Consider the following 16,666-nt stretch of genomic DNA (forward strand, 5'->3'; position numbering starts at 1 on the left):
GACGTCGGTCGAGCGGTACGTGCCGCCGATGCATGATCGATCCGCGCGTGCATCGGCGCGCGGCGATCCACACTCATTCTCCGCGAAGCGTTAGCGCCTGTTCGCGGATGCGCTGCATTTCCTGCGCGTCGCGGCGCTGCAGGTTGCGCACCTGCAGTTTCATGCGTGGGTGTTCGGCGAAGCGCTCGCGATGCCGGTCGAGAAAATCCCAGTACAGCACGCTGACCGGGCAGGCGCGCGGACCGGTGGTGTCGTCCGGTCGGAAGCGGCAGTGTGCGCAGTAGTTGCTCATGCGCTGGATGTACTTGCCGCTGGCGATATACGGTTTGGAGGCCATGATGCCGCCGTCGGCCCATTGCGACATGCCGATCACGTTGGGCAGTTCTACCCACTCCACGGCGTCGACGTAGATGGCCAGGTACCAGGCGTGCACCTGGCTCGGCTCGACGCCGAGCAGCAGCGCGTACAGTCCGGTCACCATGAGCCGCTGAATGTGGTGGGCGTACCCGGTCTCCAGCGTGTCACGCAGGCTCGCACGCAGACAGTGCATGTCGGTGTCGCCGGTCCAGTAGAAATCGGGCAGCGCGACGTGCGTGTCCAGCGCGTTGTCGCGGGCGTGTTCGGGCATGCGCTGCCAGTACAGGCCGCGCACGTATTCGCGCCAGCCCAGGATCTGCCGGACGAAGCCCTCGACCGCCTCGATTGGCGCGTCGCCGCGTTTCAGCGCCCGGCATGCGGCTTCGCAGACTTCGCGCGGACCGAGCAGCTTGAGGTTCAGCGCGGCCGACAGTCGGGCGTGGTAGAGCGCACCCCGCCGCGGCGGGAGGCCGTCCCACATGGCATCCTGCCAGCGTCCGAAGCAGGGCAGGCGATGCGCGACAAAGTCCTCCAGTGCGTCCAGCGCCTGGGCGCGGGTCACCGGCCAGGCGAAGTGCTCCAGCGAGCCAGGATGGCGGGAGAACGCATCCTGCACCGTCGTCAGTACCTCGCGCGTGAGCGCGTCCGGTTCGAAGCCGAGGTGGTCGGGCAGATCCGAAGGCGGCCCGTCGCGGCCGAAGGCGGAGCGGTTGTCGTGATCGAAATTCCACTGTCCGCCGACCGGCGTGCCGTCGTCCTGCATCAGGATGTCGTGTTCGCGGCGCATGCGGCGGTAGAAGTGCTCCATGCGCGGCTGCCGGCGTCCCTGCATCCAGTGCTCGAAATCGGCGCGGGGGCACAGGAAGTGGGTGTCTTCGCGCAGCGCCACCTCGATGCGTCCTTCGAGGCGTCGCCGCAGGTCGAGGAGCGCTTCGCGCAGGCGCCATTCACCGGGTTCCACCACCAGCACCCTGCGCGGCTGCAGGCGTTCCAGGTCCTGTTCCAGCAGTGCGATCAAGCCGAACTCGGACGCGGGGTCGAGTTCGGTGTAGTGCACCGTCAGGCCCTCGTCGCGCAGCGCATCGCGGAAATGGCGCATGGCGGAGAGGAACAGCGCGATGCGCGCCTTATGGCTCCAGACGTGCGTCGCCTCGGCCGCACATTCGGCCATCCACACCGCGTCCTTGTCCGCATCGATATCCGCCAGCGCGGGGGAGTGCCTGTCCAGTTGGTCGCCCAGTACGACGACGAGATGGCGCATGACTACTGCTCCGTATGTCCGGTTCGCATCGGGATGGCGAGATCGGGCCCCGGATGGGGCCAACCGCACCCGAAAGAGGCGATGATGCCCGATTTCACGCGTTGTGTTTTCGCGTACGCGAGGGGATCTCCCTCATTCGAATCGGCTGGCGGGATCGTATTTTCTTGCGTGAGCGAGGGGTGGGCCCAGTACGGTCTATGGGTGGTGTGCGTATTGCAAATAGTGCCTATCCGGTCACAAAACCGATTTCGTTTCGAAGGCTAACTAGAGTCGCAAGAACGTTCGACAGGCGTCATGCCCTGCATGGCGTGTCATGCATGACCGTGCCGTTATCAGGATGATGAAGGGGGTGCGCAGTGGAGAACGAGTACCCGAGTGACGCTGCGCCCCACGCAGCGTCCGAGCATGACCGGGATGTGCGTGTGCGCCCGCTTTTCCGCCATCGCGATCCTCTGTGGCGGCTTCCCCGCAGCGCCGGACCCGCAGGCGCGGTTTCCCCGATTTCCCCGATATCTTCCCCTCCCGATCTTTCCGAATCCATGCCAGCGACCGATTCCGGCGTGAGCGGTCTAGGGCCCGTGTTGCAGTCGCTGCGCGAGGGTGCGGCCCGCGGGACCGGACAGGCCACGCTTCTGCACGGCGCCGTCGCGGTGTTCCACGTCGATTTCAAGGCACAGCGCGTTTCCTGTCTCGGAGCCGGACCGCCGGAGGAGCGCCGGCTAGGTCAGCATCTCGCCGCGATGGCCCGCGAGGTTCGCCTGAGCGAGAGCGTCGACCCGAACGTGAACGAGCGAGTTCGCGACCGTCGTAGTCAGGCGCTTTCCAGCCTGCTCTGGGATGCGGCGCTGGACGCCGGACCAGAGCACCGGATTGCCGAGATCGACGCCGATACCGTCGTGCGGCTTCGGCGCTGGCCGGGATTTCACCTGCTGGCCCACCGTCACGATCACTTCCGTCTCTGTTCGCTGATGCTCAGGCGTCCCAGCAGTGCGCGCGAGTGTGTCGACATGCTGGGCATCGACATGGAGCAGACCCAGGCCTTCGCCCACGCTGCATACGTGGCCGGGTGTGCGGAGCTGCGGCCCGCCGAAGCGTCGTCGGCGCATGCGGCGAAGGTCGGCTGGCGTCATGGCGGTTCGCGCCTGGCGGATTGGTGGCGCAGCGTGCGCGAAGCGCAGAGGGCGGCTTCGTGAGGGAGCACAAGATCGTGGTGCTCGGTTCGATGGGTGCGGGAAAGTCCACGCTGGTGCGCGCCATTGCCGCGGGCAACATCGTCGATACGGATGTCGCCAACACCGATCCGAGTTCGGACAAGCTGACCACGACCGTGGCGCTCGACTACGCCGACATCGCACTGCCGGACGGTGACCGTCTGCGTCTGTACGGCGCGCCGGGACAGACGCGCTTCGATTTCGTCTGGCCGTCCCTGCTGAAGGGCGCGGCCGGCGTAGTGATCATGGTCGACGCCACGCGCGAACCGGTGAAGGCGGAAGTGGAGCGCTACCTGAGCGTGGCGCGCGACGCCGGCGACATGCCGATCGTCATCGGCCTCAGTCGACTGGATCTGGTCGAGGAGGGGGCGGAGCGCGTGCTCATGGATGCCGAAACCGCCATCGACGGCCGCGTGCCGCTGGCGCCTGTCGACGCACGCAACGAGGAACAGGTGCTGATGCTCATGGACATGCTGGTCAGCGAAATCGAATCCGCCGAAATGGGGTGCGCATGAAATCCACGGCAAGGGATACGCCGGTAAGCACGCAACACGCCGATCTGCAGAAACATCTCGATACCCTGGCCAGCGGACTCGTCGGCATCCGCGCGGCGGTCGTGGCCAGTGTCGACGGTTTCGCCATCGCTCATTCCAGCACTTCCCAGGTCAGCGAGGAAAAGCTCGCTGCGATGACCAGCTCCATGCTGGCGCTGGCTTCGGCCATCGGCCGCGAGCTGGCGCTGGGCGAGTTGCAGGCGCTGATGCTCGACGCCGAGAACGGCAAGGTCCTGATGCTGGCGATCAGCAGCGCGCGCGAACCCTTGCTGCTCATGGTCGCCTGCTCGCAGAAAAGCGTGATGGGCAAGGTCCTGTGGGCCGCCCGCGAATGCGCCAGGGAAATCGCGGCGACGCTTTCCTCGGCCTGACAACGGTCACGATCGTTCGTGGCGAACATTCAACCGAAGAAGGGGAACGAAGATGTCCAATCTGTCCGAATCGCTGCAGGAACTGCTGTCCATCGACGGCGCACAAGCCGTGTCGCTGGTCGATTACAGCAGCGGGATGCTCCTGGGCGAGGCCGGTTCGGGAATCGACATGGAAGCGGCCGCCGCGGGCAATACCGAGGTGATTCGCGCCAAGATGCGCACGATGGATGCCTTGAAGCTGGATGACGAGATCGAGGATGTACTGATCTCGCTGCACAAGGCGTATCACATCATCCGACCCATCGCCTCGAAGGATGGGTTGTTCCTCTATGTCGTGCTGGATCGGAACAAGTCCAATCTCGCGCTGGCCCGTCGCAAGGTGCTGGAGGTCGAGAAGGGGCTCGAGCTGTAATTCACCGGCTGTTCGCAGCGCTGCGCCGCATGCGGGCGTAGCGCTGGGACGGTGCAGGGAATGTGCCGCCCCACGCGAAATCCATCGCGCGGGGCGGACGCCTCCATTCAGTGCTTCGAGTCGACCGTGGTCTTCGGAAGAACCGTGAACGTGATGGACGACGGGTAACGCGCGTCGTGATGCACGGCGTTGTGGGCGACGACCCAGTGCGTGCCCGTCTCGTTGTTGCCGCCGGTGTTCAGGTTGCGGTCGAAGCGGGGAAAGTCGCTGCTGCTGATCTCCACGCGCAGGCGATGGCCGGGCAGGAAGGCATCGGCGATGTCGCTTGGCTGAAAGCGCACCTCGTACACCTCGCCGGGTTTCATCCAGACCGGTGGCTTGTTGTATCCGTTCCGGTAGCGCATGCGCTGGATGTTGCTGGTGAGATTGTAGGCCTTGCCGTCCGGGTAGACGTCCATGACCTTGTAGGTGAAATCGGTGTCCCGGGCGTCCGAAGACACGTAGAGCGTGACGTCGATCGGTCCGGTCGCGACCATGGTCTTCTTGAACGGCGCGGTCTGATAGACCAGGACATCCTTGCGGTTCTCATACGGCGTCTGGTCCACCGCACCCCACTGCTTGAACTTGCCGATGCAGCATCCGCCATGCGTGCCGACAGGGTCCGCCGGGTCGTAGGTGAAGCGATCGGGGAGGTCTTTGATCACCGTGCTCGCGGACAGCGTGCCGTCGCTCGCTTTGTCACCGCTGCGCAGGTAGAAGGTCCGTTGCGTCGTGCCCGCCGGCGGCCAGGTCTCGGCATGCATCCACACGTTCTTGCCGAGCAGGTAGTACATCACCTTCGGCTGCTTCTTCAGGATGCCGTTGTGCTCGCCTTTCAGGAAATGGTCGAACCAGGCGTAGATGAGTTTGTCATAGTCGAAGCGCGCATCGCCGACATCGAGCTGTCCGATCTTGGTGTGCTTCTTCGACAGCGAATAGGCGCAGTGCAGGGAAGGGGCGATGACGGCGTACTGCTCGTTGGCGACGGGTTTGGGCGCGGTGCGTCGCACGAAGTTGTACGCGGCCAGATTCGGCGACACCGAGACGTCGTACCAGCTCATGAACCACAGGCCGGGTTTCTTGATCGGCATGCTGTCGTTCCACAGGCCGCCCTTGTACCAGGCCGGGTCGTTCGGTGTGCGGTCGATCATGTCGCCGCCGGTTGCGACCGGCATGTGATCGGCGTAGATGCCTGGTGGACCGCCGTAGTGCTTGATGATGTCGCGAACCGGGAGGTGCCAGAACGCCTTCTCCCAGTCGACGTCGAGGTAGTGGGGCTGCAGGTCGTACATTTTCGCCGCCCGGATCCGGTCCGCCTGCGACATGTTGTGCGGGAACATCGGCCGCAGCGGATTCTGCTCGTAGTAGAGCCACTCCGTGAACAGCATGCGGTAGGCGCCGCCGCGGAACCAGTTGCCCTGTTCGTAGTACGGACCGACTCGTCCGACGCCCGCGCCGAAGCCCTGCACGTTGAAGGTGGTGTAGGCAGGGTCGTTACGCGCGACCACGCCCAGCTGCCATTCGGCCGAGGACGAACAGCCCATCGTGCCGATCTTGCCGTTGGACCAGGGCCGCGACGCCAGCCATTTGATCTCGTCGGAGCCGTCCGTGGTCGGTGCGCCGAGGATGTCGTAGGTGCCTTCCGAGAAGAACTGGCCGCGCTCGCTGACCAGCGCGAAGGCGTACCCGTGGCGGACCGCTGTGACGGCTTGTTCCAGGTAGGGGCCGGGAGCCTTCTGGGTGACGTCCCAGTAGTTGGTGTTGTATGGCGTGCGCCAGAAAATGACGGGCACTTTGCCCTTGGCGTGTTTGGGACGATAAATGTCAGCGGACATCCGTTTGCCGTCCCGCATCGGGATCATCACCTTGCGGTCGATGATGGCCATGCGTTCCAGGGTTTTTTCCGCCGCCTCGCGCTTGGCGATGCGCCGGGCCTTGGCGTCGTCCTTTTTCTTCGTGCTGCTCGTGGATGCATGGGCCGGCACCCAGGGGGCCGCGAACAGTGCAATCCATGACGCGGCGACAAATACGCGTAGAGCCTTGACGGTCCGCATGCAAAATCCTCCCCTTGAAGATGTCCCGACTATAGGCAACATTCCCACCCGCTGCACGCGGGGCGCTCCGGAGCGTCATGCACGTGGGGGCGCAGCCGTTGCGCGGTTTTCGGCAGGGTGGAGCAAACATCGGGGATGTGCCTTTAGTCCCGTAGACCGGGGGGAGGGGTAGCGGTACGGTATATCTTCCCCATCCAGGGTGATCGCATGGTCCTCTTCGCGGAGACATGCATCATGAAAACCAAAGTCTTGGTTCTGGCCGCCGTGTTCCTGCTGGTCCCCTTGGCGGTAGTCGCTGGAGAAAGCCCGCTTCATGGCATCTGGAAAGTGGATGCGAATACGATCCGGGCCTCTCATCCGCATGCATTCGTGATCAAGGACGGCATCTACGAATGCCAAAGCTGCACACCGTCCTTCAGCCTTCCGGCAGACGGCGCCTTCCATGCCGTTCCGTCCGATCCCCGACGGGATGAGATGGCGGTTCTGGTGATCGATGCCCACAAGGTGCAAATCACCGAGCGCAAGAACGGCATCATGGTCGCCAATACCCTTCGCGAGATGAACGGAGACAATGCGCTCGCTGAAGTGACCTATCAGGATTTTTCGGGGAAGAACCCCGTGATCAGCAAGTTCCGTCATCATCGCGACGGCATGGCCTCCGGTGATGCGCACCCGGTCTCGGGGAACTGGCACAAGGCCGTATACACCAGCGTCTCGAACAGCAGGCGCGCCTTCACCTACAACGTCAACGGCCGTCGCATGGAGATGAACGATCCGCGCGGCCACGCTTTCGTCGCGCGCATGGACGGCAGCGAAGCGCCGTACACCGGCTCGCATCTGGTCAGCAGCGTCTCGGTGGAGAAACTGGCGCCGCATCGTGTGCGTATGCAGACCCGGCACGAGGGGCAGGTAGTCGGCATCACCACCGTGCACGTGCTTCCCGGAGGGAACATGATGCGAGTCGTGAAGGAGAGCCCGGTGGACGGCAGCCGACTCAGCTATGTGGCGATGCGCGTGCGATCGACTTCGCTGACTTCTGACCTGGCTCCGATGGGCGGCATATCGCCTGGATCGTGTGACGCAGGTGGTTGCGCCACCGTGCGCTGAAGAGTGCGGGATGAAAGTACGCGGTGTGAACTCGCCTCAGTGACCGCGTATGCACGTACTGCATCGATTTTGTGCAGAAGGCCCGGCGGACGAAGAGATTCGCCCGCCGGGTTTGCATGCGCGCGAGCAGCGATGCGGGTAGACCGATTGTTGTGCCTCGTCGGCAATCGTCATTTTTTCGGGTCGGGTCGCGCGATGGCGCAGCTCCGATCATGCAGATTATCGCTGTTGCCGTTGTTCTTGTGATTTTCCGGGGTGGCGTCCGCTTCGGCGCGTGTGCTGAGCAGGATGAAACCGGGGGTTCCGTCGACACGTCGCGCACCGGCCACGACCAGGCTGTGCCACTGCATCTGATCCTTGTCGCCGAGATGTCCGGCCAGCGCCGCGAAGGGGTTGATGGTGAGGCGTTTGCCTTCCACCCAACGTGCGATGTAGCGCCTGCCATGGGCGTCGGGAAGACGCATCGGCAGCATGTTCCATGTGCGGGTCAGATGCGGTAGCGCGTGCTGCAAGGCTTCCCGCACGGACGGTTTCACGCAGTCGACATGGATGTGCAATTGGTTCTGTGACCGGCCGTGGGCGGAATTGACGACCAGCGCGATATCCTCGCGCGGAACAGGACGGCCTAGCGCCGCCTCGGTATACATGCGCGCGAGCCAGGCATCGGCCAGGTAGTTGGGCGCGTCGGGACGGAGGAGTTTCGGACTCTCGATGCCGGTGATGCGCGCCAGCGGCAGCACAAGGTACTGATAGCGTCCTGCGCGATCCTTGAAGACGGCATAGCCGCGCGATGGATGCTCGGCGTCGACCACTGCGGTGCATGGGGCCGGCGGATAGATGCCCTGGGTCGCCGTGGGCATGCAGCGATCATGAATGAAGTGCCAGAGAATATCCGGGTTTTCGCGGTGCGGTGGGGCAGCGGTGGTCGCAGGCTTCGCGGTCGCGCATGCCGCGCACACGAGAAGGGCGAGCAGGCCGGGGAGCAGCGGTCGGAATCGATGGAAAAAGCGTCTGCGCATGAGGTGCGTGAATCGTTGCATGGCGGGGGTATTCGCGATGAGGGGCTGTTCCGAAGCGCCGGCATGCCTGGCATTTCAGTGCGGACGCAAGGTGTTCGACTATATTGCAAACGTCTGAATGCAGGAAACGCTGTCTGATGCCTCCTTCACGCCAAATCTCCGTGCCATGCTTCCGTCCCCCGGGGCGAGCATGACGTTGCCGGTTTCCGCACGTCGCGAGGTTCTGTCCCTGAGTCAGGCTCGGGCGTTGCATCTGGCCGCGCAAGGTTTGCTGCACCCGCCCGTGCGCCGCGCCCGACGCGAAGATGTGGTCACCGCGATCACGCGCATGCGCATGCTGCAGATCGACAGTATCCACGTGGTGGCGCGCAGCCCCTATCTGGTGCTGTTTTCACGTCTGGGCGGTTATCCGCAGGAATGGCTCGACGAAGCGCTGGCCGATGGGCGGCTTTTCGAGTGCTGGGCTCACGAGGCCTGTTTTGCGCCATCCGGGGACTTCCCGCTGCACGAGGCGGCACGCTCGTTGCGCGAGCGACATTGGGCATTTCGCAGCGCTCATCGTATGCGCCGTGAGCATGGTTCCACCTTGCACAAGTTGCTCGAACAGGTGCGCGAGCAGGGGCCCCTGCGCGCGGGAGAATTGGAGAAACGGCAGCCGCGGACGCCCGGATGGTGGGAATGGAGTATCGAGAAGAAGGGACTGGAAGCCTTGTTCGCACTGGGCGATGTCATGGTGGCGCGACGTGAGCGGTTCCAGCGCGTCTACGATGTGACCGAACGCGTGCTTTCGAACATGGTCGTGCCGGATTCGGAGGCATGGACGCCGGACCGCGCGCGCATGTGCATGACCGCCGATGCCATTCGTGCGCTCGGCATCGCACGACCGTCATGGGTGGGCGACTATCACCGCCAGGGCAGGGTGCCGGATTCCTTGCTGCAGGCATTGATCGACCAGAACGAGGTATTGCAGGTCGAGGTCCGCGGCTGGGATGGCCCGGCGCTGGTGCATCGCGATCATGCGTCGCTGCTCGGACGTGTCGCGGCGGGACGCCTGCGCGCCACGCACAGCACGTTGCTGTCGCCTTTCGATCCGGTGGTCTGGGACCGCACCCGGGCGCGCGAACTGTTCGATTTCGACTATGCGCTGGAGTGCTACACGCCCACGCACAAACGCCGCTACGGCTATTTCGTGCTGCCGCTTCTCCACCGCGGGCGACTGGTCGCACGCGTCGATGCCAAGGCGCATCGGCGGGAAGGGGTGTTCGAAGTGCGCGCCTTGCACATGGAAGCTGGCGTACGGGCCAGTGATGGCGTGCTGCGGGGCATCGCAAAAGCGCTGCGGAATTGCGCGCAGTGGCACCGCACTCCGCACGTCGTAGTGACGGCCAGCGATCCCGCAACGATCAGAACGGCCCTCGAGCCCTTGCTGAGTCGGCCTTCGTAGGCCGTGCAGTTGCCGGCGGCCTGTCCGAGTCTTGCATGCGTCCGGCTTTGCGCCCATATCTCTCTAACATTACGAATTCTGGAGCGGGCATGCGTTCGTTCGGCAGTCAGTCACGGGGCGAGCGCCTGGAGCGTTTGCATGATCTTCCGCAGTGGGATGGTGAACGTCTGCGCAATGTGCATCCGGTGCTTCCCGGACTTCGCGATGCCGACGCCACACGTCCCACGTTGCGCGATTTCCTGCGCACGGACGAAGGTCGGCGGCCTCCGCAGCCGTTGCCGTCGATGGATCCGCGCGAGGCATGGGCCCGTCGCGCCGACAGCCGACTGCGCGTGACCTGGCTGGGACATTCCACGGTCCTGATCGAAATCGATGGATACCGCGTGCTCACCGATCCGGTGTGGGGGCAGCGTGCCTCGCCTTTCCGTCTGCTCGGTCCCAGCCGTTTCCAGCCGGTTCCGGTGAGTCTGCGACAGATGCCCGAGATCGATGCCGTGGTCATCTCGCATGATCACTACGATCACCTGGACTATCCGACCATCCGCGCGCTGGCGAAATCGAGTGTGCCGTTCATCACCTCGCTGGGCGTCGGCGCACACCTGGAAGCCTGGGGCATCGCTGCCGAGCGCATCACCGAGCTGACATGGTGGCAGCGTCATCGCGTACCAGGCACGGGACTCAGCGTGACGGCCGCGCCCTCGCAGCATTTCTCGGGTCGAGGGCTGAAAGATCGCAATATGACGCTGTGGTCCTCGATGGTGATCGAAGGCGAACGGCACCGGGTTTTCTTCAGCGGCGACACCGGTCTGACGACCGAGTACGAGGCCATCCGCGACCGTCTTGGTCCGTTCGACCTGACCATGCTGGAAGTGGGCGCGTTCCATCCATCCTGGGGCGATATCCACCTGGGGCCGGACAATGCGCTGACTGCCCATCGCATGCTGGGTGGCGGTGTCCTGATGCCGGTGCACTGGGGCACCTTCGCCTTGTCGACGCACGATTGGGACCAGCCGGTCGAAACGCTTCTCGCGCAGGCCGACCCGAACCATTCGCACTTGCTGCTTCCCCGCTTGGGCGAAGCCGTGCAGCCGGCGGAGCGTCGTCCGGCCGAGGCATGGTGGCGGACGTCACAGCGGTCCGACGCACCGGGCGCAGAAGCAATCTCCACTCCTCCGGATAGCGCGGCGGAAGCCTCGGAAGCGGACACGCTGTCCGGCAAGGTGCCCTGGCCACTGGATTGATCCGGTCGTTCGCGGTGTTCGGATGCGCCTGGCGCTTCAGGAGACGGGTCTGTTTCCCGTATCGGCGTCCGTGCAGAGTGATGCAGTCCCTGATGTGGGCAATGCGCCGCTGAGAGCGATCGCGACTCCGAGCAGGCAGAGAATCGCCACATAATGCGCCGGAGCCATCGCTTCGTTGCGCAGCCAGAATGAGACGGCCAGGGGTGTGAGTCCGCCGAAAAGAGCGTACGCGACGTTGTAGGCGAAGGAGATGCCCGAGAAGCGCACGGCTGGCGGGAAACTGCGCACCAGGGCGACGGGTACGGTGGCGACCATGCCCACGAACAGCCCCGTCAATGCGTAGAGCGCGGTGAGATGCGAGGTGCCTGCGGCCAGGGCGGCGAACAGCAGGTAGGTCGTCGCGGCCAGACCGGCTGCGCCCGTGCCCAGTGTGACGCGAAGGCCGAAACGGTCGACGGCCAGGCCGGTCAGCACGCAGCCGAGGGTCAAGGCCAGGGTCGCCGCGGTGTTCGCGCGTAGAGCGGTGGCGGGAGTAATGCCGAACAATTTGGGCATCAGGGCGGGAAGCATCAGGATGACCACCACGATGGCTGCCGTCAGCATCCAGGTCATCAGCATCGACATCACGATGGCGCGGCGGTGATGACGCAGGACCACGCTCAGCGGCAGGCGACGCTCCAGCGCCTGACGTTCGCGCATGGCGCGGAATACGGGGGTTTCGGCCAGATAGCGTCGCAGCACCACGGCGAGAACGCCGAATACGCCGCCGACCAGAAACGGGATGCGCCACGCCCAGTGCAGCACGGCATCGTCGCCAAAGGCGCCGTGCACGACATCGGCGATCAGCGATCCGAGCAGAATGCCCGCCGTCAGTCCGCCGGTCAGCACACCGCAGGCCAGGCCGACGCGCTGGGGTGGAACATGCTCGGAGACGAACACCCAGGCGCCCGGCACTTCACCGCCCACAGCAGCCCCCTGCAGCACCCGCATCGCCAGCAGCAGCAAGGGGGCGGCATAGCCGATGGATGCATAGGTCGGCAGCAGTCCGATCACCAGTGTCGGCAGCGCCATGAGGAGCACGCTGAGCATGAACATCCGCTTGCGGCCGTGGCGGTCGCCGAAGTGCGCCATCACGATGCCTCCGAGCGGTCTCGCCAGATAGCCGGCGGCGAACAGACCGAAGGTCTGCAGCGTGCGCAGCCATTCGGCGGTTTCCGGTGGGAAGAACAGTTGGCCGATCGCGCCGGCCAGGAACACGAAGATGACGAAGTCGTAGAATTCGAGCGCGCCGCCCAGCGCGGAGAGCGCCAGCGTTTTCACATCCTGTCGCCGCAACAGGCCGGATGCTTCGGTGGCGCAGGTTGTTTCCGCGCTCATGTCCGGATGTGCTCCGCAGCGTAGCGGTTCGTCATCGTGCCCATGCCTGAACTTCCCCGTTGAAAAGGCGTTCCGGCAAGCATAGCGAAGGCGGCGTGTGCACGTCGTGGTTCAGCCAAGTGCGCGTGCGTATCGGTCAGGCTGGTTTACTTCGTGCGGCAGCACGCGTCGCTCGTCGCCATGCTTGGCGGCATCGTGACGTAGTGACTTGGCTCATCGTGAGCGCGCGGGAAGCGCCGCGGCGAGCTTTTCGACGTGCCACCGATGAGCTGCCGACTAAAACCACGCGTTCGGCAGAGCTGGTTCGGACATTCATTTCGTCATGTATGCATGATCTCGAAACGAAGTTTCTTTCCAGAAAATCGAATCGCGTTATCCACTTTTGTGGATAACGCATTCCTGGATATTTCTTGACACGGAAGCACGCGCGACCCTATATCTGATGAGCGTTGTGATGCACGCGCAATGCGTGCCGGGCCGGAGCATAGGGGGGAAAAGTGTGCTGCACGGCCATGCACAACGTCGAGGAATTTCATATTCACCAGCGGAGGGGCACCATGATTCGGGGTACGTTATTTTCCTTGCTGTTTGCTTCGGCGGCAGGCATGGCGGGGCTTCTTGTCTCGCAGCCGGCGCATGCCGACACGCAACAACTCGGTCCTACGGACGAGACCATCACCACCACTATCGTCTTCGGCGTTCGCCATGAGGAGCAGCTGAAGCGCTATATCCAGGAAACCGTCACGCCGGGAAGTCCGCACTATCGCGATTTTCTCTCGTTGCGCGAATTCGTGACGCATTACGCGCCGTCTCCGGGTCAGCTGCGAGTGACCCAGCGATATCTGGAGAGCTACGGCCTCAAGGTCGACAAGGTTTTCAAGGATCATCTGGCCATGACGGTCAGCGGTCCGTCCAGTGCGTTCGAACTGGTCCTGCAGACGCAGATGGACAATTACAAGGAGGATGACGTCCGTCATCATCCGCATCGCCGGCATCATTTCCATCGTCCGCGGCATCAGCCGCACATGCCGCGGTTGCTGCTCGACAACGACGTCATCGCCGTCGTCGGCCTGAGCAATGAATATCAGTTCAGACCGATGCACGCCTCGAAGGCGCATATTACGCATGCCGATGCGCTGCAGCTTGTCCCGGGCAGCAACACCATCGCCACCGGCGTTCCCGGGCAGTACACCGTTGCGGACGTGGCCAATCTGTACAACATCAACCCGATGTACGCCGAAGGCACTACCGGTTCCGGCGTCACGCTGGGTATCGCCACCTACGCGGATTTTCTGAAGGACGATGCATACGCCTACTGGAACCTGATCGGTCTGCCGGGCAAGGCCGACCGCATCACCAAGATCCATGTCGATGGCGGCGGCGATTTCGGCGCAGATGCGGGTTCCGGTGAAACTTCGCTGGACGTGGAGCAGGCCGGTGGCCTGGCGCCGTATGCCGACATGATCGTCTACGATGCGCCGAACGGCAGTCAGGGCGGCATCGACATGTTCTATCAGATCGTGTCTGACAACCGTGTCGATACCCTGTCCTACAGCTGGGGCCTGCCGGAGATTTTCTACTATCCCGAGCTCAACGGCGGCGTCGATTACACCAACACCATGAAGGCGTTGAATCAGGCGTTCATGGAGGCTGCGGTGCAGGGCATCACGCTGTTCACCGCCAGTGGTGATTCGGGTGCCTATGACACCAATCGTTCGCTGCCGGCGCCGTATTTCACTACGCCGTTGACGGTCGACTGGCCGGCCAGTTCGCCCTACATGACGGCGGCGGGCGGTACGACCGAGCCGGTTTCGCTGACCGGTCGCTGCGGATCGGGCACGTACCCCATCGACGTCCAGGGCGAGCGCGCCTGGTCGTGGGGCTATCTGGCCGATTTCTATCAGACCTGCTATGGCCTCTCGCCGATCGAGGCCGGGGTCTTCTCGGAAGGTGGCGGCGGCGGCGTCAGCGTGTACTGGCATCGACCGTGGTACCAGTACGGCATCGCCGGTGTACGTCGTAGCGAGCCGGGACAGAGCATGACCGAGCTGGACGTGAATCCGACGGTCGATTATCTCGACCTGCGTGCCGGGTATGCGGGTCGCAACGTGCCGGATATTTCCATGAACGCCGATCCGTTCACGGGGTACCTAGTCTATTCCAGTGCTGACGGTGGTCTGCTTCAGGGATATGGCGGCACCAGCTTTGTGGCGCCTCAGTTGAACGGTGTGGCGGCGCTGGTCAATCAGCGCAATGGCGGTCGGATCGGTCTGCTGGCGCCGCAGCTTTATCAGATGCTGCGTCGTTACGGTTACGGCCCGGACTCGCCGTTCCACGACATCACCGACGGTGACAACTGGTACTGGGAGGGCGTGCCCGGCTATGACCAGGCTACCGGTGTCGGCACGCCGGATGTGGCTCGACTGGCCGTGCTGCTCAGTACGCACAATGGCCATGGCCATCATGGCCATGGCGGTCATCATCACGGTCACTGAGTGACATCGTCTGCACTCTATGCGCCCGTCCGATTTGGACGGGCGCATTTTTTGCAGCACCGGTATTCCCGCGTTCAGTCCGCCAGCGTGATGCCGGCATCCTCGAGCAACGCACGTAGTTCCCCCAGTTGCGGCGCATAGCGTCGCCAGCGGCCGACTGCGCTGGTATAGATCGGGGCGCGCACTTGCCAGGCATTGGGCGTGTTCACCGGGGCGGCGTTGTTTTCCGAATGCAGGCAGGCTTCATCCCAGGGCAAGTCGCAGAATGCCAGGGTCCGGCGTATCTCGGTTTCCGGATCTTCCACCAGCGATTCATAGGACACTTCCAGCAAGCGTCCCGGCAGCACTTCGTTCCAGTGCCGCATCAGGCGATCGAACTGGATGTAGTAGCGGCCGGTATCGAGCAGATCGAGCGAGTAATCGTAGAAGCCCGACTCCAGCCGGAAGAGCTGGCGGAAATTACCGAGGCAGGTGTCCAGTGGGTCGCGTCGCAGGCACAGGATGCGAGCCTGCGGCAGGGCGCGCGCGATGAAGCCGGCATAGAGGAAATTGTGCGGCATGTTGTCGGTGAAGCGCGGCGCGGCGTCCGTACCGGGGCGGGTGCTTTCGATGTAATCCTCGCCCAGTTGTTTCCAATCGATGTGCCGGGTGGTAGCGGCGATGTCCGGGGTGGACAGCAGCGCGACAGGGCTGCCGGATGCGCGTTGCAGCACCGTCGAAAAGTTTTGCAGTTCGCCGGCGGAATACACCTGCGGGTGGCTGGATAGGATGCGGTCGAGGAGGGTCGTGCCGGTACGCGGCATGCCGACGATGAAGATCGGTGCGTGGGCGGTCCCGTCTTCTCTGGAGCTTTCCATGCGATCGGGAAAGGCGCGCACGAGCGCGTCGAACATGCTTTTGTCGCGTTCGGCCGAAGCCGGGCGTGAGCTTCGCGCGGCGGCCTTGCCTCGCGCAAAATGCGCAAAGGCCTGCGGGTAGTCGGCCAGATCCTCATGCTCTTTTCCCAGCGCCATGTTGAGGAAGATCTGTGCACCGAGATCTCTGTCATGTTGCCGGATGAGCGACTGCAATCTTTCCAGGTGCTGACTTTCAGGCGTCTGTCGCTGCAATTTGGACAGACTCAGATGCGCGGCCCAATGGCGCGGATCGAGTCGGATGCAGGCTTCCAGTTCCTGTTCGGCACGCTTCACCTCGCCCTGGGCGGCAAGCGCGTAGCCAAGGTCGAAGTGGAAGGGAGCGAACGACTCCTGCCGTGCCAGTGCGCGCTCGAAAGCCGTCACGGCGGAGGCAATGGCATGGGCCTGCATGTACACGTGTCCGAGCATGTTCAGGAGGCGCGCGTCCTGGAGATCGCGCGAAAGGGCCTCGTCGGCCGCCGCGCATGCCTCGGGAAGCCGTCGGGCCAAGGCGAGTGAGCGGGCGTAATACGCGAAATAATCCGCGCGTTGCGCGTCGAGTTCCACGGCCTTGCTCAGTGCGTCCACGGCGTTGGGCACATGCTGCATTTGCAGGAAGGCCACGCCGGCCATGAAATGCAGTTCCGGGTCTTCCGGAGTGCTTTGCAGCAGGCTCGCTGCACGATGCTGCACCATGGGCCAGTTTTCTTGCCTGAAGGCATTGATCAGACGCGTGCGGGTTCGGGAGGAGTCGATCATGGTTTCTCAGGTGGCCTGATGGATGGTCTCAAGTCCGGATGCGGGCGGCGAGGCGTCTTCTCGCCGAGC

13 protein-coding genes are annotated in these 16,666 nt (G+C 63.8%); 8 read left to right on the forward strand and 5 right to left on the reverse strand.

Going from position 1 to position 16,666, the window contains the following annotated elements; translation table 11 throughout:
* Positions 1-73 precede the first annotated feature (73 nt).
* Positions 74-1,618 (reverse strand): cryptochrome/photolyase family protein, encoded by a 1,545-nt coding sequence (locus HF690_RS09165; protein WP_168609217.1) that lies wholly within the window; start codon positions 1,616-1,618, stop codon positions 74-76.
* Positions 1,619-2,178: 560 nt separating this feature from the next.
* On the opposite strand from HF690_RS09165, the gene HF690_RS09170 reads away from it, so the two are divergent.
* The 4 genes from HF690_RS09170 to HF690_RS09185 are packed head-to-tail and all read left to right on the forward strand — an operon-like array spanning position 2,179 to position 4,166.
* On the forward strand, positions 2,179-2,811 hold the full coding sequence (locus tag HF690_RS09170; protein WP_168609218.1) for a hypothetical protein: 633 nt from the start codon (positions 2,179-2,181) through the stop codon (positions 2,809-2,811).
* Positions 2,808-3,344 (forward strand): GTP-binding protein, encoded by a 537-nt coding sequence (locus HF690_RS09175; protein WP_113064762.1) that lies wholly within the window; start codon positions 2,808-2,810, stop codon positions 3,342-3,344. Before HF690_RS09170 ends, HF690_RS09175 begins: the two co-directional genes overlap by 4 nt.
* Entirely contained in the window at positions 3,341-3,754 is a 414-nt protein-coding gene (locus HF690_RS09180) for a roadblock/LC7 domain-containing protein (RefSeq protein WP_113064763.1), read from the forward strand. The genes HF690_RS09175 and HF690_RS09180 overlap by 4 nt, the downstream gene beginning before the upstream one ends.
* Before the next feature lie 52 nt (positions 3,755-3,806).
* Positions 3,807-4,166 carry a hypothetical protein gene (locus tag HF690_RS09185; RefSeq protein WP_113064764.1) on the forward strand — a complete coding sequence of 120 codons (360 nt, stop codon included), beginning with the start codon at positions 3,807-3,809 and terminating at the stop codon, positions 4,164-4,166.
* Between the two features lie 107 nt (positions 4,167-4,273).
* Here HF690_RS09185 and HF690_RS09190 read toward each other — a convergent pair whose 3' ends face one another.
* Positions 4,274-6,259: a CocE/NonD family hydrolase gene (locus tag HF690_RS09190; protein ID WP_168609219.1), complete on the reverse strand. Its 1,986-nt coding sequence runs from the start codon at positions 6,257-6,259 to the stop codon at positions 4,274-4,276.
* Positions 6,260-6,493: 234 nt separating this feature from the next.
* Here HF690_RS09190 and HF690_RS09195 point away from each other — a divergent pair, with 234 nt between their 5' ends.
* Positions 6,494-7,366, forward strand: a complete 873-nt coding sequence (locus tag HF690_RS09195; protein WP_168609220.1) for a hypothetical protein — start codon at positions 6,494-6,496, stop codon at positions 7,364-7,366.
* Positions 7,367-7,536: 170 nt separating this feature from the next.
* Here the strand turns inward: HF690_RS09195 and HF690_RS09200 are convergent, their stop codons facing one another.
* Positions 7,537-8,406 (reverse strand): CDP-diacylglycerol diphosphatase, encoded by an 870-nt coding sequence (locus HF690_RS09200; protein ID WP_338042896.1) that lies wholly within the window; start codon positions 8,404-8,406, stop codon positions 7,537-7,539.
* 169 nt (positions 8,407-8,575) lie between these two features.
* Between HF690_RS09200 and HF690_RS09205 the strand changes: the two genes are divergently transcribed.
* Positions 8,576-9,829, forward strand: coding sequence for a winged helix-turn-helix domain-containing protein (locus HF690_RS09205; protein ID WP_168609222.1), 1,254 nt, complete (start codon positions 8,576-8,578; stop codon positions 9,827-9,829).
* Between the two features lie 89 nt (positions 9,830-9,918).
* On the forward strand, positions 9,919-11,070 hold the full coding sequence (locus HF690_RS09210) for an MBL fold metallo-hydrolase (protein WP_168609223.1): 1,152 nt from the start codon (positions 9,919-9,921) through the stop codon (positions 11,068-11,070).
* A gap of 36 nt (positions 11,071-11,106) precedes the next feature.
* Here HF690_RS09210 and HF690_RS09215 read toward each other — a convergent pair whose 3' ends face one another.
* On the reverse strand, positions 11,107-12,447 hold the full coding sequence (locus tag HF690_RS09215; protein WP_168609224.1) for an MFS transporter: 1,341 nt from the start codon (positions 12,445-12,447) through the stop codon (positions 11,107-11,109).
* A 605-nt stretch (positions 12,448-13,052) separates the two neighbouring features.
* Here HF690_RS09215 and HF690_RS09220 point away from each other — a divergent pair.
* Positions 13,053-14,942 carry a S53 family peptidase gene (locus tag HF690_RS09220; protein ID WP_168609225.1) on the forward strand — a complete coding sequence of 630 codons (1,890 nt, stop codon included), beginning with the start codon at positions 13,053-13,055 and terminating at the stop codon, positions 14,940-14,942.
* Positions 14,943-15,016: 74 nt separating this feature from the next.
* Here the strand turns inward: HF690_RS09220 and HF690_RS09225 are convergent, their stop codons facing one another.
* Positions 15,017-16,471, reverse strand: a complete 1,455-nt coding sequence (locus HF690_RS09225; RefSeq protein ID WP_240151693.1) for a tetratricopeptide repeat-containing sulfotransferase family protein — start codon at positions 16,469-16,471, stop codon at positions 15,017-15,019.
* Positions 16,472-16,666: the final 195 nt, after the last annotated feature.

Source organism: Oleiagrimonas citrea, from assembly GCF_012395255.1.
GTDB classification, from domain to species: Bacteria; Pseudomonadota; Gammaproteobacteria; order Xanthomonadales; family Rhodanobacteraceae; genus Oleiagrimonas; species Oleiagrimonas citrea.